Source organism: Rhodocaloribacter litoris (genome assembly GCF_011682235.2).
Classification (GTDB): Bacteria; Bacteroidota; Rhodothermia; order Rhodothermales; family ISCAR-4553; genus Rhodocaloribacter; species Rhodocaloribacter litoris.
The window spans coordinates 973,692-998,962 of sequence record NZ_CP076718.1; the positions used below are offsets into that span (position 1 = coordinate 973,692).

Below are 25,271 nucleotides of genomic sequence, written 5' to 3' on the forward strand. Positions count from 1 at the left end.
CGCGCCATTGTCACAAATTTCATACTAAATAAAGCATCTGCCGGAAATGCACCGGCCGTCCTGTGAAGGAGCGTATAGCGTTGGTCAATGCTATTGAGGGCGTCATGGTGAAGAGCGATGTAGTCGCACCCTTCACGGGTGCGCCCCCTGGTCCACAGGAGAGCCCGGGCTGCCCACATGTAGCCGCGGGCTTCCGCCCGGGCCCATCCAGCAGCCGGCAGGGCGCACTCTTCGCAACGACGCCTTCAACACGAATGGCCCACGCTATACCACGGCCTCCGGACCCTCCTTTCCCGTGGTTTTGCCCCCAGACCGGCACGTGGTCTCACATGGCCGGAGTGCTCCCCTTCGGCGTCTCCCGGAAAGAAGAAATGCCGCACCGGGAGAGCGAAGCGTCCCCTGATCATCAAAAGCCCTTCGGAGCTCGCCTCAATCCCCGCTGCCGTAATCCTGGAAGTAGACGTCCTGGAGGAGGCGATTCTCGGCCGACTCGTGTCGCTCGAACAGGGTGATCACGTCGGTGAAGCGCTCGCGGAGGCGACGGGTCCGGGCGGGCGACGGGGCCCGGATGTCCTTCAGGACGTTGAGCACGTGGTTGAGATCGGCCACCACCTTGTGGTGCTCCTCCTGAAGCGTCTCGACCCGGGCGGCATACTGCGGTGCCAGGCGCACCACGTCCTGGATGAACCCGCCCTCCTCCTCGAGATCGAACTGTTTGAGCAGGAGGGTCTGGAAATCCCGCAGGCGCCACAACAGATCGAGCTTCCACCGGACGAAATCGTCCGCCGGCATCTCCCAGGTTTCCGGCCGGGTGAGGGTTTCGATACTTTCCCCGATCCGCCGGTATCCGTCCTCGATCTGACGGGCAATGGCCATATCGACCTCGCGCGTTTCCATGACGTCCTCCTCCCGTTGAAGCTTGTGCCGGTGGGTCCCCGCTCTCCCATCAATCTTAAGAAAAACAGATCCCTGTCACAAGCCCCCGGGCGGCGACGCGGCAGGCGAGGGACTACCAGGCCGAGACCACCGGCAGGTCGCGCATGGTCACCAGCCCCGGCGCCGCCTCGTGGACGCGGCGGACGGCATTGACGGCGATGGCGACGGTGGAGAGGTCGCCGTTGGTGCCCCGGAGACGGACCTCCAGGTCGGGCCGGCCCGTCAGGCGGATCGTGTCGCCGTCATCCTCTTCGGCCAGCGCGGCGATGAAGGTGAGCACGGCGAACTCGCCCGTGTCGGTGAAGCCACGCGCCACCTGCCGGAGCCCGCGTACCTGCCCGGCCCCGACGCGGACGTGCTCCGTCTCGACGGGCGTCTCGGCCACGACCGGTTCGACGCCGTCCTCGTAGCGCACCAGCCTCTGCCCGAGCGTGTCGAACAGCATCGCCATCGACTCAGGCAGGCCCACGTGGCCCATGCGCCCCGCGGCCATCTGCTCCCGGAACGCTTCGACGGTCATCCCCGCGCCGATCTTCTTCTGGAACGGCCCGCGCCGCGTCGAGGCATTGATGACGCGGGTGACGGCCACGTGGCGCACCTCCTGGCAGATGCCCGAGAGCGCCAGCGGCAGCGTGTCCATCAGAAAGCCCGGGTTGACGCCCGTGCCGAGGACCGTCTTGCCGGCCTTCCGGGCGGCGGCGTCGATCTCCTCGGCCTCGGCCCGGTGATCGCGCCAGGGGAACGACAGCTCCTCGGCCGTGGAAACGACGTCGAGGCCGGCTTCGAGGATCTCCAGGATCTGCGGCTTGAAGAGATCGAAATAGGAGCTGGTGGTGTGCAGGACGACGTCGGCTCCGGTGCGGTCGAGCGTTTCGGCGAGCGTCCGGGTGACGGGGACGCCGAGCGGTGCGGGCAGGCCGGCCACCTCGCCCACGTCGCGGCCGGCCTTGGCCGGGTCGATGTCCACGCCGCCGACGAGGGTGAGGCCGTCGCGGGAGGCGGCCAGGCGCGCCACGGCACAGCCGATGGGGCCGAGGCCATACTGAATGACACGAATCGGTTGCGTCATGGAAAAGAAGACGTTGGTTCGCTGGTTTGCAAGGTAAAAAAACGGGCGCATCACGCGTCCGTAAAGGGGTTCAGGACAAAAAGGGGCGGATCCGGGCCGCCGCCCGCCGGCAGGCTTCGCCGAGGAAAGCGAGCTCGGCTTCGGCGTGCGCGGTCGTGGTGGCCCCGAGGCCGTGCACCGTATGCACGTTCTCGAGCAGCAGGGCCAGCCGGAGCACCCGTTCGGCGAGCTCCCGGTCCGTGAGCCGGGGATCGAGGGCTTCGTCCGGGGTGTCGAAGGGGCGGTCCGCGGCCTCCTCGTACGGGAAAAGCGGCATGTGGAGCGAGCAGCCGGGCAGGTCGTCGACGCGGTCCCCGGCGAAGCGAACGAAGATACCTTCGCCGGCAAAAGCCCCGGTGACGACCTTCCGCGTCTGTACCGCGCGCTCCCGGAGTACGGGGTAGACGTCCGCCTCGTGGGTCACCAGGTGCTCGAGCATCGTGCGGGCGGCCAGCATCGCCGCCGGGTGGGCCGCATAGGTGCCGCCATCGAACCGCACCGTGCCGCCGCGCCCGGCCAGGGCCAGCACGTCGGCCCGGCCTGCGACAGCAGCCACCGGCATTCCGCCCCCGATGGTCTTGCCAAAAGCAGCCAGGTCGGGTGTGACGCCGTAGAGCGCCCCGGCATCTCCGGCCCGGAAGCGAAAGCCGGTGATGATCTCGTCGAAGACGAGCAGGGCGCCGTACTGCCGGGTGAGCTCACGGGCAGCCTGGAGGTAGACCCGGCGGGCCGGGATCATCCCGCCGGCCCCGATGACCGGCTCGACGATGAAGGCGGCCAGGCGGTCGCCATACCGGCGGAACGTGTCGTGGAGGTGATCCGGGTCGTTGAAGCGGGTCAGGAGGACGTGTTCCGCCACCGAGGGAGGCAGGCCGTGGCTGTCCAGGTGGTCGAAGCCGTCGCGGAAGCCGACGCCCTTGAGTCCCCAGGGTTGCCCGCCGTGCCAGCCGCCCCCGACCTTGAGGATCAGCTCCCGCCCGGTGAAGGCCCGGGCCAGCATGAGCGCGGCCATCGTCGCCAGGGTACCGCTGGTGGTGAAACGCACCCGTTCGGCCCCGGTGCGGCGGCACAGGAGGTCGGCCGCCTCGGCCTGCGCCCGGTCGATGAGCCCGGTCTGCAGGCCATACCCTCCGGCGAAGGCCCGCGCCAGCACCTCCGTCACCACCGGCGGGTTGTGCCCGAGCAGGTTGGCATAGTGTCCCTGCCAGAAGTCGAGGATGCGGTGGCCGTCCTCGTCCTCGACCCAGGCGCCCCGTGCAGCCGTCAGGCAGGGCGGGAACGGCTCCACGTACCGGAGCCCGTGGCTGACCCCGTCGACGAGATGCCGCAGGGCGTGCGTGTGCCGCGCCGCCGAAGCCGGGGCATGGCGCGCGTAGGCCCCGGCCAGTTCGGCCATGAGCGGTGCGTAGTTCCGTTGCTTCACGGGGAACGTCGGACGAAAAGATCTGCGAGGCCGGGCGTAGCCACCCGCCTGCTCCGGTGCGCGGCTCGGCTTGCACCGGGCGGAACCGGCTGCCCGCACGCAGGCTAGCAAATCGCCCGCACTTCTTCCATCGCCGGCCGGCTAATTTGTACGCTCTTCACGGGCGCCGGTCAGGCTTCGAAGTCGAGCATGCGGCGCAGAAAGGCGAAGAAGAGATAACGGGCCTTGGTCAGGAGCGTGTTCTGCAGGGCCATGTGCAGGCGCATGCGTTCGCCGAAGGACGCGATGCCGAGTTCGAGTTGCCGGGGCAGTCGCTCCGTGAAGTACCCGGTGAGTTGCCGGACGGCCCGGTCCCGGTTGATCCCGGTGAGCACCTCCGGCGGCAGCGGCACCTCGAAGTAGTGATGGGCCAGGCTCAACCCGAGATAGAGAATCCGGAGGGCGCGGGTGCGCCGGGCCCGCGCCAGCGTCACGTCCCAGTCGAGGCCCGGATGGGACCGGATCAGCTCGGAAACGTCGCAGATGTATTTCAGCGTCTCCCACCGGTTCTTCTCCCCGTGGAAACAGAGAACCAGCAGCAGGTCCTCGGGCTGGAGCCCGTAGACCGTCCCGCCGGCCATGGGCACTGCCGCGGCCCGCTGCCGGAGCTCGTCGAACGGGATCGTGTAGTGGTACAGCGGCGGCATGATGTGGGTGTGCAGATCCAGGTTGAAGATCCCTTCGCGGGCGAACTGGTACTGCCGGGAGAGGCGAAGGTAGATCTGCCGGCGAAGTTCGTTACGCCGGGCCACCTGCGGGAAGGGAGTATAGTTTTCCTCGAGCAGCAACTGCTCCACGGCACGGAAATCGTGCGGCCGGATCAGGATGTCGAGATCGATGAAGGGTCGCAGCCCCAGGCTGCCGTAGGCCATCCGGGCCACGACGGGCCCCTTGAGGGCCAGCGACGCGATCCCGCGCGCTTCGAACAGGCGGGCCAGCCGCACCAGCTCACCGGCCAGAAAGGCGTTGAACGCGGCGATGGCGTGCACCTGGCGTCCCAGGTTCTGGAGCACCTCTTCCGGTATGGTACCGGAGGGCAGCCGGCGCAGCGTGTCGTACAGCAGGGGCCGCACGTTATGGTAAGCGGCCAGGCGAATCACCAACGGCCAGTCGATCCCGTGCTGGAACAGACGGTGCAGACGGTGTTCGTCCGCTTCCGAACGGTGCACACGGGCACACCGGACAACCAGTTCGAACTCGTTGCCCGGGTCAGCGGCGGGGACAGCGGTCATGGATGCAGCATTGCTCCGCACCGGTGCACGTATCAGGTCACGCCTGCTGCCTTCGATCATGGCGGGAAGAACCGGGTGAAAAAAGCGAAGGTGGGCAGATGAAAAAAGTATGGACGCCTCTCCGTTCCTCTTTTCAGGTGGCCTGTTGCGCCCGGCGATAGAGTTCAAAGTCGAGCCGTGCGGGATCGTAGATCAGGTGTTCCAGCAAGATCTTCTCGTCCTTCTTGACGTCGCGGGCCAGTTGCACCCCGTCGGCCAGGCACACGGGCAGGCCCGGGGCGACCGCCTGGTCGGCGACGTTCTCGATCAGGCCGTAGCAGGTGTAGCCTCCGATCCCGTCGAGCATCTCGCCGGCCTGCAGGTCGCGCTTGGCGTAGGCATAGACGTCGGTGCGGAAGCCGGCGCGGGGCTGGAGAAGGCAGCGCCCCTCCAGGAAGGCGGCGGCGATAGCATCCATGGCCTCGACGTGACAGAGGTGATAGGGACGGTAAAAGACGTAATACGGTCCCGGCCCCATCTTGTAATAGTCCATCATCCGGCGCTGGTACGGATGGTCGCAGTAGCCGACGGCAAAGACACCGCCGTTGGGTTCAGCCCCGAGGACGTAGTCGACGACGGCGCCGTGCTCCCGGCGGAGGGCGTCGAGGTCGAACCGTTCGGGCACCTCCCTCACGTGCCCGGCCCGGGGACCGTACATGCCGGGAACGGCCGTTTTCAGGCCCAGGGCATTGGCCAGCAGTGCCATCTCGATGCACAGTTTGGTGCCGTCGGTGTAGGCGGTACACATGCGGTAGTCGAGGTGGCGCTTGTCCGCCTCCGGAATGATCGAGGTAGGATTGGCGTACCGGTTCAGAAACCCCTTGATGTTACCGGCCATGACGAGTTCGAACCCCCAGAGCGTCAGGTCGTCAACGAGACGCTTGATGACGCCGTGCTGATCGCCGTCGCAGCTGGCATAGGTGACCCCGTTGGCCTCGGCCAGCCGCATGAAATACGGACCGAAGGCCAGGTCCGCCTCGGCGTTCATCATGACGAGGTGCTTGCCGTGCTCAAGAGCCGCGGTGCAGAACCGCCCAGCCTCCAGAATGGCGTTCGAGGCATCGATGAAGACCCGAATGCCTTCGGCACAGGCTAGCCACAGGGCGTCTTCACAGACGGCGAGCCGGCCCGCCCGGATGGCGTCGTGCAGCTCCCCCTCCGACGTGGCGACGCGATACGGCAGGCCGAGCGCTTCGGCACAGGCAACCGCCCGCTCCAGCCGGACGTCGGCCAAGGCCACACACCGAAAAGCGGGCGTGACCGTACACTGGTACAAGAGCCCGTGCCCCATCGCCCCGGCTCCCACGATGGCCACCGGGATCTCCTCCTCCAGCGCCAGCAACCGCTCGCGCATACTGAAAGGACGCTGTACGACTGAATTCGAGATGGCCATACCCGGCTGGGGCAAAACCGTTCTTGTTGTCATGATATAATGCAATGAGTGTTCCTGTCAATGCCAATAGCCGGCGACGAAGCGATAGCCGTACCAGATCCCCAGCGGGCGCAGTAGGGGAAAAAGCACCTCGGCCGGCCGGCGTACCTCACCCCGAAGAAGCCCCCGCACCAGGGCACGGTGGTTTTTCCGGTTCAGGACGTCGCGCAAGGTCTGCCCGGTACCGACGCTGATCCCCAGCAGCCGCAGGGCCATGCCTTCGTTGGCGCATCGTTTGAACAGGGATCGGATGGTATAGTGATGGCTGTGATGGACGGCGGCTTCGCGGCATGCCTCGACCCGCAGACCGGCCTGCACCGCCCGCTTCTGGAAGAGCTTGTCCGAGCACATGGGAATCGGGCCGAAGCCGGTGGCTTCCCAGGCGCGCCGGCTCACGGCCAGGTTGACGGTCGAGAGGCCGGGGAGACCGGGCCATCCGTACCGCTCGAAAAAAGGTCGCCATTCGCTGGTGGAATAGAAACGACCGATGCGCTCCCAGTAGAAAGTCTTATCGTCCAAAAGCTCCATGCCTTGAACCACATCGGCCCGCCCTTCCCGGATCGGCCGGGTAATCCGCTCCAGCCAGTGCACTCCGGCGGGACGGGCATCCTGCGAGATCGTGGCGATGATCTCCCCTTCGCACCGGGAAAAGAGCAGGTCACGGCTTTCTCCGAAAGAAAAGTCTTCGGGCCGGATACGATGAACGACGGCGCCGGCTTCGGCAGCGGCTTCCGGGGTTCCGTCGGTCGAGCCGCTGTCCAGGATGACGACCTGATGCGGCACGGGGCACACCTGCCGCGCCAGCACGTCGAGCACGGCCCGGAAGCCGTCGCCGCCGTTGCGGGTCAGGATGCCCACGGAAATCAGACGCACGTCCGGCATATTCTATAAACGAAGAAATCTGTGATCTTCGGGATCGATATAGCGGTCGAGAAAAATTTTATGGGAATCCTGGAGCCGCATCAGGAAAGTATCCCGCACGGGTGCCGGGACCTCCTCGAACCACGACGCATCCCGTCCGGCCGTGGCCCGTATCGAGGCCAGGACCGGCCCCTTCCGGTAGAGCATCTTGCGCATCCGCCGGGCCACACCGCCGACCGGGCGCGCCGGCAGGCCTGCCCCGTAGACCAGGCGCTTCTCCCAGCGGGAAACCCCGCGGACGAGGCGCAGCACCTCTCGCGGTGGCGTCGTGTTGATCGGCGGCAAGACCAGCGGCGCCAGCGGGGTGAAGTCCAGCCCGAGGCAGGCGGCCGCATCCGCCTCGAGGCCCGGTGTCCGTTTGACCCGGTCGAAAGGCCGCAGATGCAGGGCGGCCACCCCGTCGAGCCGCTCCCACCGCCTCACAAGGCGCATGTAGTTGCAACGACTCCATGCCGACTGCAGAAACCGCTCGAACGTGCGATGCCCGCGCGAACGGAGATACTGTCCGTAGAGCGACTGGAGGAAATCTTTCGGCGCCCGCAGGTAGAGCAACACCTCCAGGCGATATCCCTTCAAGTGTGCAGCCAGCTGTCGCAGGTAGGACGGCCCCAGCAGGCTGAAGTGTTCGGAGCTGAGCAGGATCCGGTCGGCCGGCGAGGCCTCGATCTCCTCCTGCAGCGCCTTCCACAACCGTTCGGGCGGCGCCGCCTGCCTCCGGTGGAACGACCACGATAGTTCATGGTGACTCCAGAGACTTCGCGCGCTGCGTCCGGTCCGGGGATACAGCACCCCCTGCCGGGCCAGCGTTCCGGCTGCCCTCCAGAAGAAATGTTGCAGGCTCGTGGTCCCCGTCTTATGGGTTCCGATATGCAGGTAAACCGTCTTCATGTATCTGGTTAAGGTGAAACGCTACGCGCCGGGTTTCTGTCGATACCGGACCGACCAGAGGACGACGCCCACGAGGGTTTTCAGCCCGGCGCCCTGGAGCGGGTCGGCCAGCGGCACGGGATCGCCGGGCGGGGGCAACAGGCTCCGGAAAACATCCACGTCGAAGAGGTCGGATACGGCGTCGAGCCGCCGGTAGGCCTGTTCCCGGAGCGCGGCCCAGGCCGGGTTGCGGTTCATGTCCCAGAGCCGGTGGTTCACGCGGGGCTCGTAGGCGGTGTGCCGGACACGCCAGGCCCGGACGCGCTCCCGGAGGCGCTCGGCCAGGATGTAGCGGCGCTGTGCCCACCGCGAGGGATAGCGGACAGCCCACTGCGCCAGCTGCCCGCCGTCGAGCGGCAGGGACGCCAGGCCGGGAAAGCGCCGGGCGAGCAGGTGCCGCTGGAGCCGCCGCGCCCCGAAGATTTCCTGCGGGATCTGCTGTGCTGCCCGTACGACGGCGGGCCGGCAGTACGGCACGAGCGGCCACGTGTGCCGGGCCATCACGAGCACGAGCCGGGCGAAGTTGTACCGGTCGCGGTGCATCAGGTCGAACCACCAGCCCCGGCGTTCGGTCGTGGCGCCCTGGGCGACGTACGTAGCGAAGAGCTCTTCCTGGCAGGCGGCGACGAGATCCGGGCCGTCCCCGCCGCGCCAGAGGCGCTCTACGGCCTCCGGCGGCAGGCCGTAGCCCCGGTTGATCCGCGCCGTCGTAACCCCGAAGGCTGCCTGTGGATCCTCCGTGCCGATCCCCCGGCCGATGTGGTTGCCGCCCATGACGATGTCGCCCAGGTAGCCGGTAGCCGTGGCCAGAGGCGACGTGCCGGCGTGCTCGCTCATCGCCCACAGCGCGAAATCCGTCACGGCGTTGGTCAGGTGTCCGGCGTCGATCTGCGCCTCCATCCAGGCCGGATAGCGTTCCACCGGCACGGGGACGACCCGGTGGCGCCACCCGCAGGCCGCGGCCACCCGGGCCGCCGCGCGGGCCTCGAGGTCGGAGGGCTCTCCGTACGTCCACGCCTCGGCGACGGCCCCCGGTCGCCCGGCCAGGTAGCCGGCCACCAGGCGCGAATCCAGCCCCCCGCTGAGCTGGAGGTTCACCGGCTTCGTCACCTGCTCTGCCCACGCCGCGAGCAGCCGGTCGAAGGTCCCGGCGTGCGCGTCCATGTCGCCCGGCTGCACGTCCTCCCGCGCGTCCCACATCGCCTCGGAGCGCGGCGGCCCGCCGGCCTCCCAGACCAGCTGGTGGCGCGGGCGGAGCCGCCGGATCGCCCGCCATACCGTCCGCTCACCGCACGGGAAGGAGTACATCAGGATGCTCGTCAGCCCCACGCGGTCGACCTCCCGCGAGCAGGCCGGATGCAACAGAAGGAGCGACGGGCTGCTGGCGACGAGCAACACGCCGGGGTGGTCGAGGAAATAGACGGGGAAAAGACCGAGCAGGTCGGCCGCCACCGAGACGCTCCCCTCGGCCTCCAGCCACACCTGCACGCCCAGATCGGCCGCCTCGAACCAGGCGTGGAAGGCGGCCTCCGGGTCCTCATCGCGAAGCGGGGGGATCGGCATGCCGGCTTCATCACCCAGACGCACGAGCACGCTGCCGTCCGCGTTGCGGTGCTTCCGGTACGGCGCGGGGGTCGGCGCCCGGACGGCCAGATGCCGTTCCCCGGCGACGACCTCGCGGACCGGCTCGCCCGGCTGTGCATCGAGCCAGCGGCAAGCGGCCGTCAGGTACTGCCGGCGGCGCTCCGGATCCGGATCGGCAATGAGGAAGAAATCGGCCATAGGGGGCACTTCGGTCAGATGAGACGGGGGTCCGGCGCGGGCGCATCGAGCACGTGCTCCTGCCAGAGCAGGAACGACAGGATCGTCCAGAGCAGCCACTGATGCGCCCGCCTGCCCTGCAGGTGTTCTTCCAGGGCCTGCAGGATGGGCTCCGTGCGAAAGAGGCCCGTCGCCGCCAGGCGCTCCGGCGTCAGCGTGGCGCGGACGAGGTCGCGCAGGGGCGGCATGGCGAGCCAGCGCCACAGGGGCGCCGCCTGCCCCAGCTTCGGCGCAAAGGCGATCTCGCGGGGCATGATCGTGGCCGCCACTTCCCGCAGCAGCGTCTTGTTCCGGTCACCCCGCAGGCGCGCCAGGAACGTAACGACATCGCGATCGAGATACGGATACCGAAACCAGAGGCCGTGCGCTTCGCCCCAGCGGTGGTTCCACCAGAGGATATGTTCTGCCGGCAGCATCGCACTCCCCATAAGCGCCATCCGATCCTCAGGGTTCTGTACACCGGCGGTTGGAGTCAGCGCCTCCATCACCGCCTGTCGGGCCATCTTGCCCGTTTCCACGAGGCGCGGATCCCGGTAGATCCGGCTCCGTGTCTCTGCGGAAAGAATCATGTTTACCCCTTTCCGGGTATACATCTCGGGCAGGGGATGCGAGGAAAGTTCCACAACGGGGCGGAGTCGTTTGAGGGGACCCAGACGGAACATCCATCGAACCCCTCGAAGTAGCCCCTTCGGGATACCCCGGGCCTCGATCGCAAGCGCAAGTCGAATGGTCCCGGGCAATTCCCACGCAACGGGAAAGCCCGGTAGAGCCCCCGTAAGCACCGTGCCGATGCTGCCGGCACTCAGGGTCTCCAGGCGAGCGGTATGGATGCCGAAGGTGAAGGGTTCTTCGTACTGACGGAGCAGCGACGGCAGGCGGTCGGCCACCCAGGCCGGCCCCATCGGCACCTTTTCGTGCCGCACGCCCAGATGCCGGGCCAGCCGGTGTGCTCGCTCGTATTCGTTCCACGGTCCCTCGTACCCCTCGTAGTCGAACGTGTAGGCCGTCACAGGCACGTCCAGCCAGCGCCGCAGGCCGGCCAGGATGAGCGACGAATCCACGCCGCCGGAGAGCAGCACGGCGAAGGGGCCGCCGGTGGCCGTCCGCCGCGCCAGGCTCGCCTCGATCCGCTCTTTCAGCGCCGGCACGAGCCGTTTCTCCCGGCGCACCTTCGGCCACACGACCGGGAGCCAGTACCGCACCGTCGTCGCCTCGCGCCCTCGGCGGACGAGCGCGTGCGCCGGCGGCACCTTGCGGATCGCCTCGACCAGCGTCCAGGGCGCCGGGAGGCAGCCCATCGCCAGGTAGGCATCGAGGGCGTGGAGGTCGACGGCCCGCGCGACGCCCGAGGCCAGGAGCGTCGTCAGGTCGGTGGCCCAGAGGAGGGCCGTCCCGTGCTCCGCGTAGAACAGCGGCGGCACGCCGGCCCGATCGCGCACGAGCGCCACCTCCCGGCCACCCTCCGACCAGACGACGCCGCTCCCCTGCGCGTCGATCCAGCCGAGTCCTTCCGGCCCCGCGGCATCCCACGTCGTGCGCAGGAGCCGGGCCGGGGCGTCCGCCGCCGGGTCATAGACCTCGCCGAAATAGGCGGCACCCCCGTCGTCGCCCGGTGCGTACACGTCCACCTCCGGCCGCGCCGTATGGGCTGCCACCGCGAGCACCGGATCCGCGGCGGGCACCCCAACCACCCGGTACCCGGCCGGCCAGGTGTGCGCCAGGAACCGGGCGGCCAGGCCCGTACGGTCGGGGTCATGAACGCCGGCAAGGACAGGACGACGGGGCAGATCGTTCATGGGCAGGTGCGGGTCGAATCGTTGGCCGGGGCGTCGAGGCGAAGGGCGGCGAGCACGGGGCGGTGGTCGGCCTCCATCGCCGGACCGATGCCAGCGGCCAGCACCTGCCAGCCCGGACCGGCCAGGATGTGGTCGATGCGGACGAGCGGCCGGCGCGCGGGGAACGTGGCGGCGTAGAGCGGCCCCCGCGCCCGGACGGCGTCGGTGAAGCCGCGGGCGAGTTCGCGGAAGGCCCACTCGTGCCGCGTCGCGTTGAAGTCCCCCACGACGAGCACGGGCCTCGTCTCCGCCTCGATGCGGCGGCGCAAGGCGCGGGCTTCCCCGGCCCGGACGAGCACGTCGTCGCGCAGCGTGCGCAGCGCCCGCCCGAGACGACCCAGGCCGGTGCGCCCCTCCTCCAGGGGCACCTTGCTCAGGTACGAGCGCAGGTGCACGTTGTAGACCACGAACGTACACCCGCACCACGACAGCTCCGCCCGGACGGCATGCCCTCCCTCCCCCGCCGGCCCGACGGGGATGACCTCGAACGTCCCGGCCAGGCCACGCACGAAGACGGGGTGGCCGACTCCCTGCACCCCTTCGCCGGACCGGTCCGGCAGCCCGTACCCGGCCTGGAGCACCGGGAAGACTTCGCCCGAAAAGCCCTGCTCTCCGTTACCGTAGAACGCGATGGCCGCTTCCTGCAGGCCCACTACGTGAGGACGGTACACGGCCAGCACGTCACGGAACGCGCGGGAGACGGTCCGTTCCGGCCCGCGGGCGTTGAGCGAGAGGACCACGAGCGTATCCCCGGCCGCCCCCGGAGGCACCGCCACCGGCCGCCACAGCCGCGGCACGTCGCCCCCGAAGCGGAGGGCCACGAGCACCAGCATCCCCGCATAGAGGCCCCGGAGCGCGAGGGGCGCCCGGCGGAGCAACACCCACACGGCGACGCCCACCACGACCAGGCTCAGCGGCGGCACGAGCGGCCCGAGGAGCTGGAGCACCCATACGCCCGGACCCGGCGCCACGTACGCCGCCGCATAGCCCCCGAGGAACAGGAGCGCCGGCACGACGAGCATCCCGGCCCGAACGCGACGCACTCCGCTCATCGCCCGGCCTCCCGCACGGTTTGCGCGTCACGCCGGACCGGCACGTCCGGCAGCACGCCCCGCTTCTTCACCAGCCCGTAACGGTCATAATGCCGGGGCCGGCCCCGCTCCCGCAGGTACTGCCGGATCTGGGCGAGCTGGTTGACCAGGCCAAACTCGACCGGGTCGATGCCCTCCGTCCGGCGCACCGCGCGGGGATGCGTGAGGCGCCACAGGCCGAGGTGCAGCCACCGTTTCACGAGCACCACACGGGGCACCCGCCACACCTCCCACGGGTGTTTCCGGTGGGTGAAGTCTGCCTCCGTACCATGCTGCCAGTGATGGCGCAGGTAGGCCATGGCCCGTCCTCGCCGCCGGGCCGCCGCCAGGAACGCCCGGCGGGTCAGACGCGCGGCGTCGGGGTGGTGCTCCACCGGCACATCACGCACCCACACCACCCGGAAGCCGGCCAGGATGAGCTGCTTCGCGAAGAGGGTGTCCTCCTGGAAGCCGTACGTCGAGCCGGGACCGAGTTCGGGATCGAAGGCCGGCACCTTCTCGAGCACGCGCCGGTGCAGGGCCATGCTGATCGTGATGGGATGCGGATCGCCCGCCCCGCGCTCCACCGAGACGGAGAGGTTGACACGGTGGAAGGGCGTCATCCAGGGGCGCTCCAGGTGCGGGGCCAGGACGGACGTGCCGCCCACGACGTCGGCCAGCCCGGCCCGGATCGGCGCGGTCATGGCATCGGCCCAGCGGGGGGGCAGGCGCACGTCGTCGTCGGTGAACAGCAGGATCTCGCCGCGGGCGGCGTAGAGGGCCGTCGTCCGCGCGTAGCCCGTGCCGGGGCGGAGCTCCTCCACCAGGCGCACCGGCATGTTCGGCAGGCGCGCCGACCGCACCCAGGCGGCCGTCCCGTCCGTCGAGCCGTTGTCCACCACCACCAGCTCGGCGGTGAGGCCGGGCGGCAGAGCAAGGCGTCCGACCGAAGCCAGCGTCTCCTTCAGGGCCTCGAGCCGGTCCCGCGTGCAGATGAGGATGGACAGGTTCGGCCCGCTCATGGCGACACCTCCGCCGGTCGTGGAGCCGGCGCCTGCCCGTCAGGCACCTCGCCGGCCTGCTTGACGAGCCCTTCCCGCGCGTACGCCCGGGGCCGGCGGCGCAGCCGTACGTACTCGCGGGCCTGCTCGTACTGGTTCACGAGGAGGAACTCGGCCAGGTCGATGCCCTCCCTCCGGCGCACCGCGCGGGGATGGGTAAGGCGCCACAGGCCCAGCCGGAGCCGGCGGATCGCCAGCACGGCCCACGGATGCCGCCAGACCTGCCACGGCCGGGTGCGGCGGGTCCACCGCGCCTCCGGCTCATGCCGCCAGTGGTAGGCGATGTAGGTCAGGCCACGTCCCCGGCACCGGGCCGCGTGCAGGTAGGCCGCCCGCCCCAGGCGGCTCGCGTCGGGGCGGTGGACCACCGGCGCCTCCCGTACCGTCGCCACGCGGAAGCCCGCCGCCTGCACCTGGTAGGAGAACAGCGTGTCGTCGAAGAAGCCGTAGTACGTGCCCGGGCCGAGATCGGGGTCGAAGCCGGGCACCCGCGCGAGCACGCGCCGGTGGAAGCCCATGCTCAGGCCCACCATGTCCGCGCGGCGGTCCTCATCCATCCCTTCGGTGACGGCCAGCACGGCCCGGTGAAAGACCTGCATCCACGGGCGCACGAGTGCGGGGTGCAGCACCGACGTGCCCCGGACGGCGTCCGCCGCCCCCGCGAGGATCGGCGCACACATCGCCGCGAGCCAGTTCGCCGGCAGGTCCACGTCGTCGTCGGTGAACAGGATGATCTCGCCCCGGGCGGCGGCCAGCCCGGCGTTGCGGGCGCGGGCCTGCCCCGGCCGCGGCGCCTCGACGACCCGCACCGGTATGTTCGGCAGGCGCACCGTGCGGGCCCAGGCGGCCGTGCCGTCCGTCGAGCCATTGTCCACGACGACCAGCTCGGGATCGAGGTCCGGCGGTACTGCCAGCCCCGCAACGGTTTGCATCGTCTCCCGGAGGGGCCCCAGGTGATCCCGGGTACAGATGAGGATGGAGACGGGCACGGACATGGGTCATTGGCCATCAACGGCCGGTCGGGTTCTCACCGGCAGTGCCCGGATGCGCGCGGCCACCATCTCGGCCAGCCGCCGGCTGCCTTCGGCGTTGAAATGCACTTCGTCTAGAAAATGCTCCGGCGTCCAGCCCCGGTCGGGCAGATCAGCCAGGACCATGCAGGGCGCCTCGTTGCAGAGGCCCTCCGCCAGCCCGTGGAACCGCCTCAGCAGCCCCGGCAGCGCGTCGTCGACGATGCGGGGCGTCCATGCGTGCGTCCCCTCGCGCCCCGCATAGGCCGCTTCGTTGACCACCTGCGGCACAAAGACGGCGTAGCCCCCGCGCTCCCGCACCAGGCTGCGCAGCGTCTCCAGGTTACGGCGGTAGACGCCGTCCACATACGGATCGGGGGCCCGGTACGCCCCCTCGGGCGCCGGCGTCGTCTCACCGCGCTCGTCGTCCAGGCCGAGCTGCCGCCCCACGAAGCCTGTGAGCCGCACCAGACCCGAACGGCTCTTCAGCTCCTCCCAGAACGAGGGCGGCGGCCCGGCGGCGACCTCCAGGTTCTCGTACTGCTCCAGTCCGTGCGCCCGGTACTCGGGCGTGGCGTCGAAGCGATGGTAGTTGCGCAGGTCGTCCAGCCCGGTGTAAAAGACGACGACATCCGGCCGGACTTCCGGCAGGATCAGGGCCGTCTGGATGACGTGCTCGGCCGTCGAGTAGCCGGGGACGCCGAAGTTGAAGACGGCGTAGCGGTCGCCCAGGGCCTCCTGGAGCCGGGCCGGCCAGGTGTCCTCGTCCGGCAGGTGCGCCCCGAAGACGGCCGAGCCACCCAGCACGGCGACGCGGATGCGGTTCCCGGCGTCCGCCGGCGCCCCCGTCCACCGGGTGCGCTGTGCGGTCAGCGTCACCTTCTTGCCCCACAGCGGCACCTGCAGCGTGGCCGCTGGCCGCCCCACGAGGTAGGGGTGATGTTCAAAGACCACGCTCATCAAAGGGGCGGGGCGCCCCCGGTACAGCCAGCGCCCCTCCTTCACGCGGAAAAGGGCCTGCCCGCTCAGTTCAGCCAGCAGGACCACCAGAAAAAGGGCGCCTGCGCCAAGCAGCAAACCGCGAAAGAAGCGTGCAAAGAAGGACGAACGTTTCATACGAACATGATTTACCGGAGGGAAAGCTTTGCAACCGACACCGCCTCCTCCTATCGCGAGACCGTCAGTTTTCCGAAATCTGAGCCCGTTCAGCCTGGATCTGTTTCTGCCACGACTCGGCGTAGAGGCCGCCGCGCGCCAGGAGCTGCTCGTGCGTGCCCGACTCCACCAGGTGGCCGCCCTCCATGACGTAGATCAGGTCGGCCCGCATGGCGGTGGTGAAGCGGTGGGTGACGATGAGCGCCGTCCGCCCGCGGACGAGGTCGCGGAAGCGGTCGAGCCACTGCATCTCGGCCCAGGAGTCCATGAAGCTGGTCGGCTCGTCGAGCAGGACGAGGGGGGCATCCCGGTAGAAGGCCCGCGCCAGGGCGATGCGCTGCCACTGCCCGCCGCTCAGATCCACGCCGCCCTCGAACTCCTTCCCGAGCATCGTGTCGAGCCCGTGCGGGAGCTGGTCGACGATGGACCGGGCCCCCGCCGCGTCGATGGCCCATTGCAGGCGTTCGTCCGAGAGCGGCACCTCCACGTTGCCGTAGGCGATGGACTCGCGCACCGTGCCCGCATAGTTGACCGGATACTGGAACAGCACCGTCACGCGCCGCCACAGGTCGCGCGGGTCCACGTCGCGGATGTCCACGTCGTCCCACCGCACGGCGCCGGCCTCGGGGTCGTAGAAGCGGCACAGCAGCTTGATCAGGGTGCTCTTGCCGGCGCCGTTCTTCCCCACGATGGCGACCGTCTTGCCGGCCGGGATGAACAGGTTGAACCCGTCGAGGGCCAGGTAGTCGCTGCCCGGATAGCGGAACGAGACGTTGTCCACGGTGATGCCGTGCCGCAGCGTCGCCGGCACCGGCTTCGGCTGCGCCGGGACGCGGACGCGCGGCTCGAGCTCGAGGAACGTGAACAGGTGTTCGAGGAAGAGGGCGTCGGCGTAGAGGGTGCCGACGCTGCTCAGCAGGGCCCGCATGAGCCCCTGCCCCTGGTTGAAGGCCTGGTAGAAGAGCGCCACGTCGCCGAGGGACGCCAGCCCGCGGATGGCGCGAAACACCATCCAGGCCATGATCCCTCCGGTAGCGGCCAGGGCCCAGAGACTGGCAAAGAGCGACGCCGTCCGCTGCCTCCGGCTGAGCCGGATGAAGGCGTCGCGCAGGTTCTTCCGCACGCGCTGATAGGCCGTGAGAAACTGCTCGCTCAGGCCGAAGAGCCGCACCTCCTGTGCCGACTCCCGCCCGGTGATGACCCGGTCGAAGTACCGCGCCCAGCGTCGCTGCTGGGTTGTGCTACGCCACCAGGCGTGGTAGATCCGCTGGTGCACCAGCAGGATGCGTAGTGCAGGCAGTGTAGAGCCAAACAGCACCAGGGGCACCCACCAACCGTACGCCAGGAGAATACCCGAGATGGCCGTGATGGTGACGAGGTTCTGTAGGATGGCGCCCGTGCCTTCAAGGATCGTCAGCACCCGCCGATCCGCCTCCTCGTTGGCCCGGGCCATGTGATCGAAGTACTCGGGAATGTCATAAAATTCGAGATCGACACGAGCCGTCTTGCGGTGGATCAGGGCCTTGATGTGGTCCGTGACGAGCTCCGCCTGGGCATTGCGGACCCAGATGATGCCCTGCTGCACGACCTGCCCCAGAATCAGGATGGCCACCAGCAAACCACCTGAGAAGATGACCGGTTTCAGGTACTCGAAGCTCAGGTCACCGCCGATGCTGCCGGTGAAGGCATCGACGACCACCTTCGTCAGGTAGACCGTCGCGGCAGGAAAAAGCCCCTGGAGCAGGAGCATGACGGCCCAGGCCGTCGTCCACGGTCCGGCGGCCTTCCAGGCAATCTTCAGCGCCCGGCCGATGTGCACGAGTTTCTGCCGGACGTTGGCCCAGTCCAGCCGGTGTGGCGCAGGCGCAACGCCAGGGTCCCGATGGGATGTCGTAGGCTCGTTCATGCGCTGCCCGCCTCCTCCCGCCGCTCCCCGCTGGCGGAAACAGCCTCCGGCATCCGAGCGGCCACGTCGGCACGCACGAGCTCAACGAGTTCGTCCAGACGCGACAGGTCCCGCGGCCGGCGCAGACGTCGAACGGGCAGACCCTGCGCCAGACGAGCGCTCTCGGCCAGGTGCTGCGGCGTGGCCCCCTGCTCACCAAACATGCGGAGCGCGAACGAATGCCGCATCAGCTCCACACACGCCTCGCGAGCCGGGATGGGTTCGACCCGGGGCGACGCCTCCGGCTCCTCATGCCAGTCGAGCACGTAGACGCAGGCCAGCGGCAGCGCCTCGGTCACGAACCGGTCTCGCACCGTCACCAGGCGCTTCGTACCCAGCGGACTGATCGGCACCTGGCGCGCCGGGTCGTCCAGCCCCACCGCCTCGACGGCATCGGGGAGCAGCTTCAGGCCGGGAAACGCCGGCAGCGCTTGTACTTCGCCGTCCTTTAGCACGACAGGCAGCACGTCATCCGTCAGCACCGGGTGGCCGTGCCGGTGAAAGGCCGCCGTCGTCGTGGACTTCCCCATCCCCTTCCATCCGACGAACCCCACCGCCACGCCGTCGATGGCCACGGCTGCGCCATGCAGCGACGGGATGCCTCGTTGATGGAGCACGAAACCCATTCCGATACCGGAAACGAGAAAGCGGAAGCCTCGCTCCATCGCACCCGGCGCCGGATCGATGATCATCTCACACCCGGAGCGGATCACCAACCCGCCAATCCCGTGCATCCAGAAATGAATCTCCTCCGATGTCGTCACGACCTCCCAGCTGCCATCTTCCTGCCGGGGCGTGGGCAACGGGGAAACGCGATCATACCGGATCACTACGTCTACACGCTCACTCGGCTCGATTTCGACGAGTTCGGGAAGTGCGAGTTCAGAGGCTACTTCCAGTCCATAACACCGGTAGCAATGCTTCCTCACGTCATTCATCATCCGGCACGGCCTGCTGATTCATCTCATCCTGGCGGAAACCAACCATAAAAGCGAGGCACATCAGAGCATAATCCATGCCCGGCTTTGCACGATCCGGCGGAGCGCTCGTTCCTGCCCTGCGATCGCACCGGACGCGTACGCCGCGAGGCAACCAGATCTCCGCCGGCCCCATGATACAAAAACGTGAAGGGCGAAAGCGCCGGTGATCATTTCGACCCGCACCCTGATACAAAAAAAAACCGGCCTACAGCAGGAAACCCACTGTAGGCCGGCATGCCAACACCTGTTACTTGACACCAACGCTGTAGAAGGTGTTGTCGATGTTGTTGACCCCACAGGGATGGTCGCAACCACCCGCACTCTGGTTGCCCGTGATGGTGGCAACGGACCCGTAGATGGTGAGGGCCGGGGCCTCGTAGCCCTTTTTGATGGACGTGTTCATAGACACTCCTCCGGTTTTGGTTTGGGGTTGATACGAACGGCATGACCGTTAGATCCTGCCGTAATAGTATCCACGATCCGTGGATCCATTTTCTTACAAGTAGGCCGGGATGTGAAGGCTGTTTTCAGTCCCATCCATTGTGCAAGTGCAAGCGCACGCCAGAGCACGATCCGCTCGGCCTCGCGCCGGGGGTCGGATAGATGACCGGCGACCAGTTGCCTGGCCAGAGCGACCACCGGCTCCTCCTGAAGATAGTTTCCGGGGAATCCCTCTGCTTTGATCGTACGGGCAAACTGTTGCAACCGAGGCGCATCTTCGGCCTGCAGCGCCCGGATGTACCCCGGTGCCAGGTTGGCTTTGTCCCGGCGCCACTGGACCTCCGCCGGCAACACCCCTTCCAGGGCCCGGCGCATCACCCAGCGCCCCAGACCATCACGCCGCTTCAGGTCGGCCGGCAGGGCCAGGCAGTACGCCACGAGGCGAACGTCAAAGAACGGCATGCGTACCTCGATGCCGGCCGCCGCGGCCTGCGCCTCGATCAGCCGGGCACCGTACGACATGATCGGACGCACCAGCTTGGCATGATGCCGGGCTCGCTCGGTCGGGTACTCCGCGGACTCCGGTACTTCCGCCAGATAAGGCGCCATCCTGCCCAGAAAGTCTGCGTCGAAATACGATTGCCATGCCGTTCCCGCCCAGGTGGTTCCCAGCGAAGAGAAGGCCAGCGCCGTACCGTACTTCGTCTGATTACGCTGGCGGCGTCTCCGTAGCATCGGCGACATCCAGGGGTGCCCGTAGGCAAACTCTTTCATCCATTTGACGAAGGCCCGCCGGGCATGGCGCTCTTTTCCGCCCATATTCAGGACGGTGGCCCGAACCTCTTTCCAGAGCCGCACCCAGCGGTACTGCCACAGCAGTTCGTAAAAGATCCCGTCGCCGTGCGACACCGTCGTGTCACCATCGAAGCCATCGAGCACCACCCTCACCCCCTGCTCACGGGCCTGGTGGTGGAGATCCCAGGACAGGTAGGCGTTGATGCCCTCGTTCGGGCGTTCGAGGTACCACGTCAGTTCCTCGTTGTGTGCCAGCGGGCTGCCTTGGTCCGCAGCGTAAAAATGGGGCCTCATCGCCTCCGGGTACATCCGGAGCGCGGCCTCGATGTAGGGACGCTCGTTACAGGCCGGGATACTGTCGAAAACGGCGGAATACGTGTGCAGCGGACCTTTTCCGGCTTCCTGCAACTGGCGCGCGGCCGTGCAGGCAACGGAGGTCGAATCCAGCCCGCCGCTGAGCATCGAGCCGACCGGCGTGATGCTGCGCAGGCGACACCGCACGGCCTCGTCGAACAGCTCTTTGAACCGCTCGATATAGTCCTCGTCCCGGTTGTAACGGACTTCCCGCTCCGGGTCGAGCGCCCAGTACATCTCCGCGCGGGACACACCTTCTCGCGGAACGAGCACGGTGTGGGCCGGCGGAACGGCCTTCGCGTCGCGGAAGAAGGTCATCTCCGGCGTGACCTGCACGGGGATGAGCAGAAACTCGGCGATCTTGCGCTCGTTCGGCGACTCCGAAACCAGCCCGAGCGCCCGGAGGGCTTTGATCTCCGAGGCGAACGCCAGCACCTCGCCGGGTCGGTGGACATAATACAGCGGGCGGAGGCCGAAGTGATCGCGGGCCAGGAGCATACGCTGCTCGCGGGCGTCCCAGACCGCGAAGGCGAAGTCGCCCAGCAGGTGTTCCGGCGCTTTGGCCCCCCAGCGGCGGTACGCGGCCAGTACGAAGGCCTCGTCGGGGGCCTCCCGGTATGCGTCCGGCAACGCCAGCGTACGAAGCAGGTCCGCCCGGTTGTCGATCCGCCCGTCAAAGACGAGCACGATCTGTCCGTCGTCGGAGATCAGCGGCTGTGCTTCCCCCGGGGCCTCCGGCACCGTGCGGAACAGGAGCTGCCCCATCCCCACCGGTCCTTCGGTCCAGACGCCCGTGCCGTCCGGCCCCCGGTGGGCGATGGCCGCCGTCATGCGCCGGAGTTCATCCGACGCGACCGGCTTGCCGTCAAGGTGCCATATGCCTGCGATGCCGCTCATGTCTGCTCAAATGCCTCTGGCGAATACACTTATTATAACCGCATCAGGACGTCAATGCCTAACCTTTTTCGACACGACCCGCTCCGGTGTGGAGCAATTTTTCCTCAGGCGGCGGACTTCCGCCCGGGTGTAAGCGGGCGTAGCGGTACGTACCGGTGGATTGAGCTCTCCCCGCCGATGAGTACCCGGCCACGATATTCCACCCAGGCATGAGCCAGCAACTCGCGCGCCGGTCCCTTCGCCACCCCGATATGCAGCACGGTATCAACGCCGGCACGGTGAAGCAGGTATCGCACGGCAAGGGCCTGCGGCAGGCAGGGCCGGTCGCCCAGCAAGCGGCGGGCAACGGCCCGTACCAGACGGGCCACCCGGGCGGGGTCGTACCGCACCGCTTCCCCGGCCGGCGTTCGGTCCACGAACCGGACGACCCGGCGATACGGAAACAGCGCCAGCCCCACCCGAAAGGTCATCACCAGCACCAGGGCCTTCACCAGCAACCACCGATCGGGCCATGCAAGCCGCCGCCATTTACGCCAGGTGTTCATTGGTCACCTCAACCAGACCGTGGCTTTTGAGTTGATTGAGAAAGGCCAGTACGTCTTCCAGGATTTGCTCGGGCGTCGCATCGTAGATCTCCAGCATCCGCTCAACCACCACCCGCACCGGCTGGGGCTGCCGGATCGTCTCCAGAATGAAGGCACCGACTTCGTTGAGACCGAAATAATTCCCGGACTTCACATCGAGCACGATCGCCTCTCCCCCCAGATCGGCAGTCGTAAGATCTTCGGAAACGACAACTACAGAGTCCGGGCTGATCATGGGAATTCCCATCTTGCTATCGATTGTGGATCAGACGCGCCCCGCAAGGCCACGTCCCAGAAGATAGATTTTTTCAGGGTTACAGGCCACCTCTTTGAACGCATTGCGGGTGTCGATGATGTAGCGGGCCTGCCGGGCGATCTCCTCATACGGAAACGCGTCGTGGTCCGTCAACAGCACCACCACATCGAAGGACGCGACCGCCTCCGCCGTCAGCGCGATCCCCTCAAACGTACGCACCCCCTCGGCCAGCGGCACCCGGAACACCGGCACGTGCGGGTCGCTGTAGGCCACCTCCCCGACCCCCTTCCGGCAAAGCAGCGCCAGCACCTTCTCCGAAGGACTGTGACGGGTGTCGTCCACGTTCTTCTTGAAGGCCGCCCCCAGAAGGAGCACGCGCGCCTCCGCGAGCCGAACCCCCTGACGCGCCAGCGCCTCGACCACCTTCTCCACCACGTAAAACGGCATCTCCTCGTTCACGCGCGCCGACAACGTGATGAAACTCGTCTCGAAATCGTACCGCCGCGCCAGCCACGACAAATAGTACGGGTCGATCGGAATGCAGTGCCCCCCCAGCCCCGGACCCGGGTAGAACGGCATGAACCCGAACGGCTTCGTCGAGGCCGCCTCGATCACCTCCCACACCGACACCCCCCCCATCCGGTCGCACAGCCGYGCCAGCTCGTTCACCAGCGCAATGTTCACGCTCCGGAAAATGTTCTCCAGCAGCTTCTCCATCTCGGCCACCTTCGGGCTCGAGACCCGGTGCACGTGCGCCACGATCTGCGCCAGCGCCGTCGCCGCCACCTCCGTACAGGCGGCCGTCACCCCGCCCACGACCACCGGCGTGTTGGCCGTCGTGAACTGCCGGTTGCCCGGGTCGATGCGCTCCGGGCTGAAGGCCAGGAAGTAATCCCGGCCCAGCACCAGCCCCCGCTCCCGGGCAACCCGCTCCAGGATCGGCTGCACCAGCCCCTCGGTCGTGTTCGGGTACGTGGTCGACTTCAGCACGACGAGTTGCCCCCGGTGCAGGTGCGGTGCCAGCGCTTCGGTCGCCCTGCGGATGTAGGACGTGTCCGGGTCCTTGTGCTCGGTCACCGGCGTGGGCACGCAGATGAAGACCACGTCGGCCCCGGCGAGCCCCTCGACGTGGTCCGCCGCCCGCAGGCAGCCCGTCTCGACGAGACGGCGCACCAGGGCGTCGTCGAGGTCGGGGTTGTAGTTCTGTCCCGCGTTGAGACGCAGGACGCGTTCCGAATCGAGATCGATCCCCAGGGTCCGGAAGCCGCGGCCGGCGTATTCCACCGCCAGCGGAAGCCCCACATACCCCAGACCAATCACCCCGATGACGGCTTCCCGGCGCTCCAGACGATCGAGGAGCTCCCGGGCAGGAGCCGGGAGGGGGGCAGGCCGAACGCCATCATATACAAGTGTATCCGACTGGAAATGCATCAGATAGCTCAAAGCAAGTGAATCAAGGCAGCACCTCCCTCTAGGAAACGGACTCATACCGCTCGGCAACCGCCTTGCGCTCATCCCCGGATTCGATTTTCTCCGCTTCGTGTCTCAAATTCGCCTCCCAGTGGGAAGATGCCTTTGTTTCCGAGACGGCGAAACGGCTCTGAATCTCGGGCCGCGTATACGGCTGGCGATAGACTTTGAGCCGGTTCAGCCCGACGAACGAAAGAGAAAGCGCCAGTCCGAACAGCAAGAACCCCGTTGTCGGGGAGGCGACCGACATGAACACAGCTATCGTGCCAAAACAGGTTGCAACGGCATAGAGCAGGAGCACAGCCTGGCGCTGCGGCCACCGCCGGACCATGCGATGGTGGATGTGATCGTTGTCTGGAGCGAAGAGGGCCCGCCCGCTGAGCAGCCTGCGAATGATCGCAAATCCGGCGTCGAGCAGCGGCAACCCCATCACGGCCACCAGCGTCAGAAACGACAGCAGGGGATCCAGGTGCGCCTGCCCTTCCAGCGAATAGGCGGCGAGCATGAAGCCGAGAAAGAGGCTGCCCGAGTCCCCCATGAAAATGCGGGCCGGGTTGAAGTTGTAGAAAAGGAAACCGGCCAGCCCCCCGACCATGACCAGCGCCGGCAGCACAATGGCGGGTCCACCATGGAAGCTGAAGATCAATCCCAGGTAGGCGAAGGCAATGATCGAGACGCCGGCCGCCAGCCCGTCGAGCCCGTCGATCAGGTTGATGGCATTCATCACCCCCACGAACCAGAGCAACGTCAGGGGGATGGAGAGGAGCATGTGTTGCGCCGGATCGTCCCCCATGAAAGGCAGGCCCGAGACATCGATGCGGTAGCCTCCGCAGATCAGGGCATAGGCCACCAGGACCTGCACGGCGAACTTATGCCGGAAGCTCAACCCGCGAATGTCATCGATGATGCCGGTAACGAGCATCACGAGCGCCCCGCCCCACAGGAGGGGAGACACCGGCTCCCATCGGAAGGAAAGGTAATCTTCGGAGAAATAGAGCAGCGCTATGCCGACCACATACCCGAAGGCGATCCCAACCCCCCCCAGCGACGGGACGGGGCGAGCGTGCAGTTTCCGCTCTCCGTCGGGCACATCTACCCACCCCTTGCGGATCGCCAGCCAGCGAACGACCAGCGTAAGAAGCAGCGTCGCTCCGAGCACCAGCGCGAAGATCCCCAGCAGAAAGAGGTACTCCATAGGCAGGACTGTTTCGACCGCCCCAGGTCATCACACGGATCGAGAACAACACGAGGAGAGAACGTCTGAAAAGGCGAGGATCCGGATACAACCTGAGATGTTTTGGGAAGCAGGTGTTGAGACGACGGTGCTCCGTGACCGCTCCCTTCCGGCCCGAAGGAAGAGAACTATGCCACTTTGCTCTGCCCGCCCCTCAGGGCAATCCCCGGGACGGCTAACGTTTGTTCATTTGGATCAAGGAATAATGGAAAACAGTACTTTCATACACTCGGACCAGGACGGGGACCCAGCCCTATGATTTTGAAAAAGCGAAACATATGAACAAAGAAAAGGACATAACCAAAT

21 protein-coding genes are annotated in these 25,271 nt (G+C 67.4%); all 21 read right to left on the reverse strand.

Going from position 1 to position 25,271, the window contains the following annotated elements:
• Positions 1 to 429: 429 nt before the first annotated feature.
• The 21 genes from GQ464_RS04105 to GQ464_RS04205 all read right to left on the reverse strand — a co-directional run bounded on the left by GQ464_RS04105 (position 430) and on the right by GQ464_RS04205 (position 24,926).
• Positions 430 to 897 carry a hypothetical protein gene (locus GQ464_RS04105; RefSeq protein ID WP_166979675.1) on the reverse strand — a complete coding sequence of 156 codons (468 nt, stop codon included), beginning with the start codon at positions 895 to 897 and terminating at the stop codon, positions 430 to 432.
• A gap of 112 nt (positions 898 to 1,009) precedes the next feature.
• Entirely contained in the window at positions 1,010 to 2,005 is a 996-nt protein-coding gene (locus GQ464_RS04110) for an NAD(P)H-dependent amine dehydrogenase family protein (RefSeq protein WP_166979677.1), read from the reverse strand.
• A gap of 70 nt (positions 2,006 to 2,075) precedes the next feature.
• Complete coding sequence (locus GQ464_RS04115) at positions 2,076 to 3,467, reverse strand: aminotransferase class III-fold pyridoxal phosphate-dependent enzyme (RefSeq protein WP_166979679.1); 1,392 nt, start codon at positions 3,465 to 3,467, stop codon at positions 2,076 to 2,078.
• Between the two features lie 170 nt (positions 3,468 to 3,637).
• Positions 3,638 to 4,738, reverse strand: a complete 1,101-nt coding sequence (locus GQ464_RS04120) for a nucleotidyltransferase domain-containing protein (RefSeq protein ID WP_166979680.1) — start codon at positions 4,736 to 4,738, stop codon at positions 3,638 to 3,640.
• Between the two features lie 133 nt (positions 4,739 to 4,871).
• A complete protein-coding gene (locus GQ464_RS04125; RefSeq protein ID WP_228350579.1) occupies positions 4,872 to 6,170 on the reverse strand; it encodes an NAD(P)H-dependent oxidoreductase in 1,299 nt (432 codons plus the stop codon).
• A gap of 57 nt (positions 6,171 to 6,227) precedes the next feature.
• Entirely contained in the window at positions 6,228 to 7,082 is an 855-nt protein-coding gene (locus tag GQ464_RS04130; protein ID WP_166979682.1) for a glycosyltransferase family 2 protein, read from the reverse strand.
• Positions 7,083 to 7,094: 12 nt separating this feature from the next.
• Positions 7,095 to 8,018, reverse strand: coding sequence for a hypothetical protein (locus tag GQ464_RS04135; RefSeq protein WP_166979684.1), 924 nt, complete (start codon positions 8,016 to 8,018; stop codon positions 7,095 to 7,097).
• A 21-nt stretch (positions 8,019 to 8,039) separates the two neighbouring features.
• A complete protein-coding gene (locus tag GQ464_RS04140; RefSeq protein ID WP_166979686.1) occupies positions 8,040 to 9,839 on the reverse strand; it encodes an asparagine synthase-related protein in 1,800 nt (599 codons plus the stop codon).
• Positions 9,840 to 9,853: 14 nt separating this feature from the next.
• Positions 9,854 to 11,674, reverse strand: coding sequence for an asparagine synthetase B family protein (locus GQ464_RS04145; protein WP_166979688.1), 1,821 nt, complete (start codon positions 11,672 to 11,674; stop codon positions 9,854 to 9,856).
• Positions 11,671 to 12,765: an endonuclease/exonuclease/phosphatase family protein gene (locus tag GQ464_RS04150; protein ID WP_166979690.1), complete on the reverse strand. Its 1,095-nt coding sequence runs from the start codon at positions 12,763 to 12,765 to the stop codon at positions 11,671 to 11,673. The genes GQ464_RS04145 and GQ464_RS04150 overlap by 4 nt, the downstream gene beginning before the upstream one ends.
• Entirely contained in the window at positions 12,762 to 13,805 is a 1,044-nt protein-coding gene (locus GQ464_RS04155) for a glycosyltransferase family 2 protein (protein ID WP_166979692.1), read from the reverse strand. Before GQ464_RS04155 ends, GQ464_RS04150 begins: the two co-directional genes overlap by 4 nt.
• Entirely contained in the window at positions 13,802 to 14,839 is a 1,038-nt protein-coding gene (locus GQ464_RS04160) for a glycosyltransferase family 2 protein (protein WP_166979694.1), read from the reverse strand. The genes GQ464_RS04155 and GQ464_RS04160 overlap by 4 nt, the downstream gene beginning before the upstream one ends.
• A gap of 3 nt (positions 14,840 to 14,842) precedes the next feature.
• On the reverse strand, positions 14,843 to 15,970 hold the full coding sequence (locus GQ464_RS04165) for an SGNH/GDSL hydrolase family protein (protein WP_166979712.1): 1,128 nt from the start codon (positions 15,968 to 15,970) through the stop codon (positions 14,843 to 14,845).
• 64 nt (positions 15,971 to 16,034) lie between these two features.
• Entirely contained in the window at positions 16,035 to 17,915 is a 1,881-nt protein-coding gene (locus GQ464_RS04170; RefSeq protein WP_166979714.1) for an ABC transporter ATP-binding protein, read from the reverse strand.
• On the reverse strand, positions 17,912 to 18,895 hold the full coding sequence (locus GQ464_RS04175) for a phosphoenolpyruvate carboxykinase (ATP) (protein WP_166979717.1): 984 nt from the start codon (positions 18,893 to 18,895) through the stop codon (positions 17,912 to 17,914). The genes GQ464_RS04170 and GQ464_RS04175 overlap by 4 nt, the downstream gene beginning before the upstream one ends.
• A gap of 286 nt (positions 18,896 to 19,181) precedes the next feature.
• Positions 19,182 to 19,337, reverse strand: coding sequence for a lasso RiPP family leader peptide-containing protein (locus GQ464_RS04180; RefSeq protein WP_166979725.1), 156 nt, complete (start codon positions 19,335 to 19,337; stop codon positions 19,182 to 19,184).
• Positions 19,334 to 21,421: a lasso peptide isopeptide bond-forming cyclase gene (locus GQ464_RS04185; RefSeq protein ID WP_166979727.1), complete on the reverse strand. Its 2,088-nt coding sequence runs from the start codon at positions 21,419 to 21,421 to the stop codon at positions 19,334 to 19,336. Before GQ464_RS04185 ends, GQ464_RS04180 begins: the two co-directional genes overlap by 4 nt.
• A gap of 104 nt (positions 21,422 to 21,525) precedes the next feature.
• Entirely contained in the window at positions 21,526 to 21,966 is a 441-nt protein-coding gene (locus GQ464_RS04190; RefSeq protein ID WP_166979729.1) for a lasso peptide biosynthesis B2 protein, read from the reverse strand.
• Positions 21,950 to 22,240 carry a PqqD family protein gene (locus GQ464_RS04195; protein WP_166979731.1) on the reverse strand — a complete coding sequence of 97 codons (291 nt, stop codon included), beginning with the start codon at positions 22,238 to 22,240 and terminating at the stop codon, positions 21,950 to 21,952. The genes GQ464_RS04190 and GQ464_RS04195 overlap by 17 nt, the downstream gene beginning before the upstream one ends.
• 30 nt (positions 22,241 to 22,270) lie before the next feature.
• On the reverse strand, positions 22,271 to 23,692 hold the full coding sequence (locus GQ464_RS04200) for a nucleotide sugar dehydrogenase (protein ID WP_228350580.1): 1,422 nt from the start codon (positions 23,690 to 23,692) through the stop codon (positions 22,271 to 22,273).
• Between the two features lie 40 nt (positions 23,693 to 23,732).
• Positions 23,733 to 24,926 (reverse strand): glycosyltransferase family 4 protein, encoded by a 1,194-nt coding sequence (locus tag GQ464_RS04205; protein WP_166979315.1) that lies wholly within the window; start codon positions 24,924 to 24,926, stop codon positions 23,733 to 23,735.
• Positions 24,927 to 25,271: the final 345 nt, after the last annotated feature.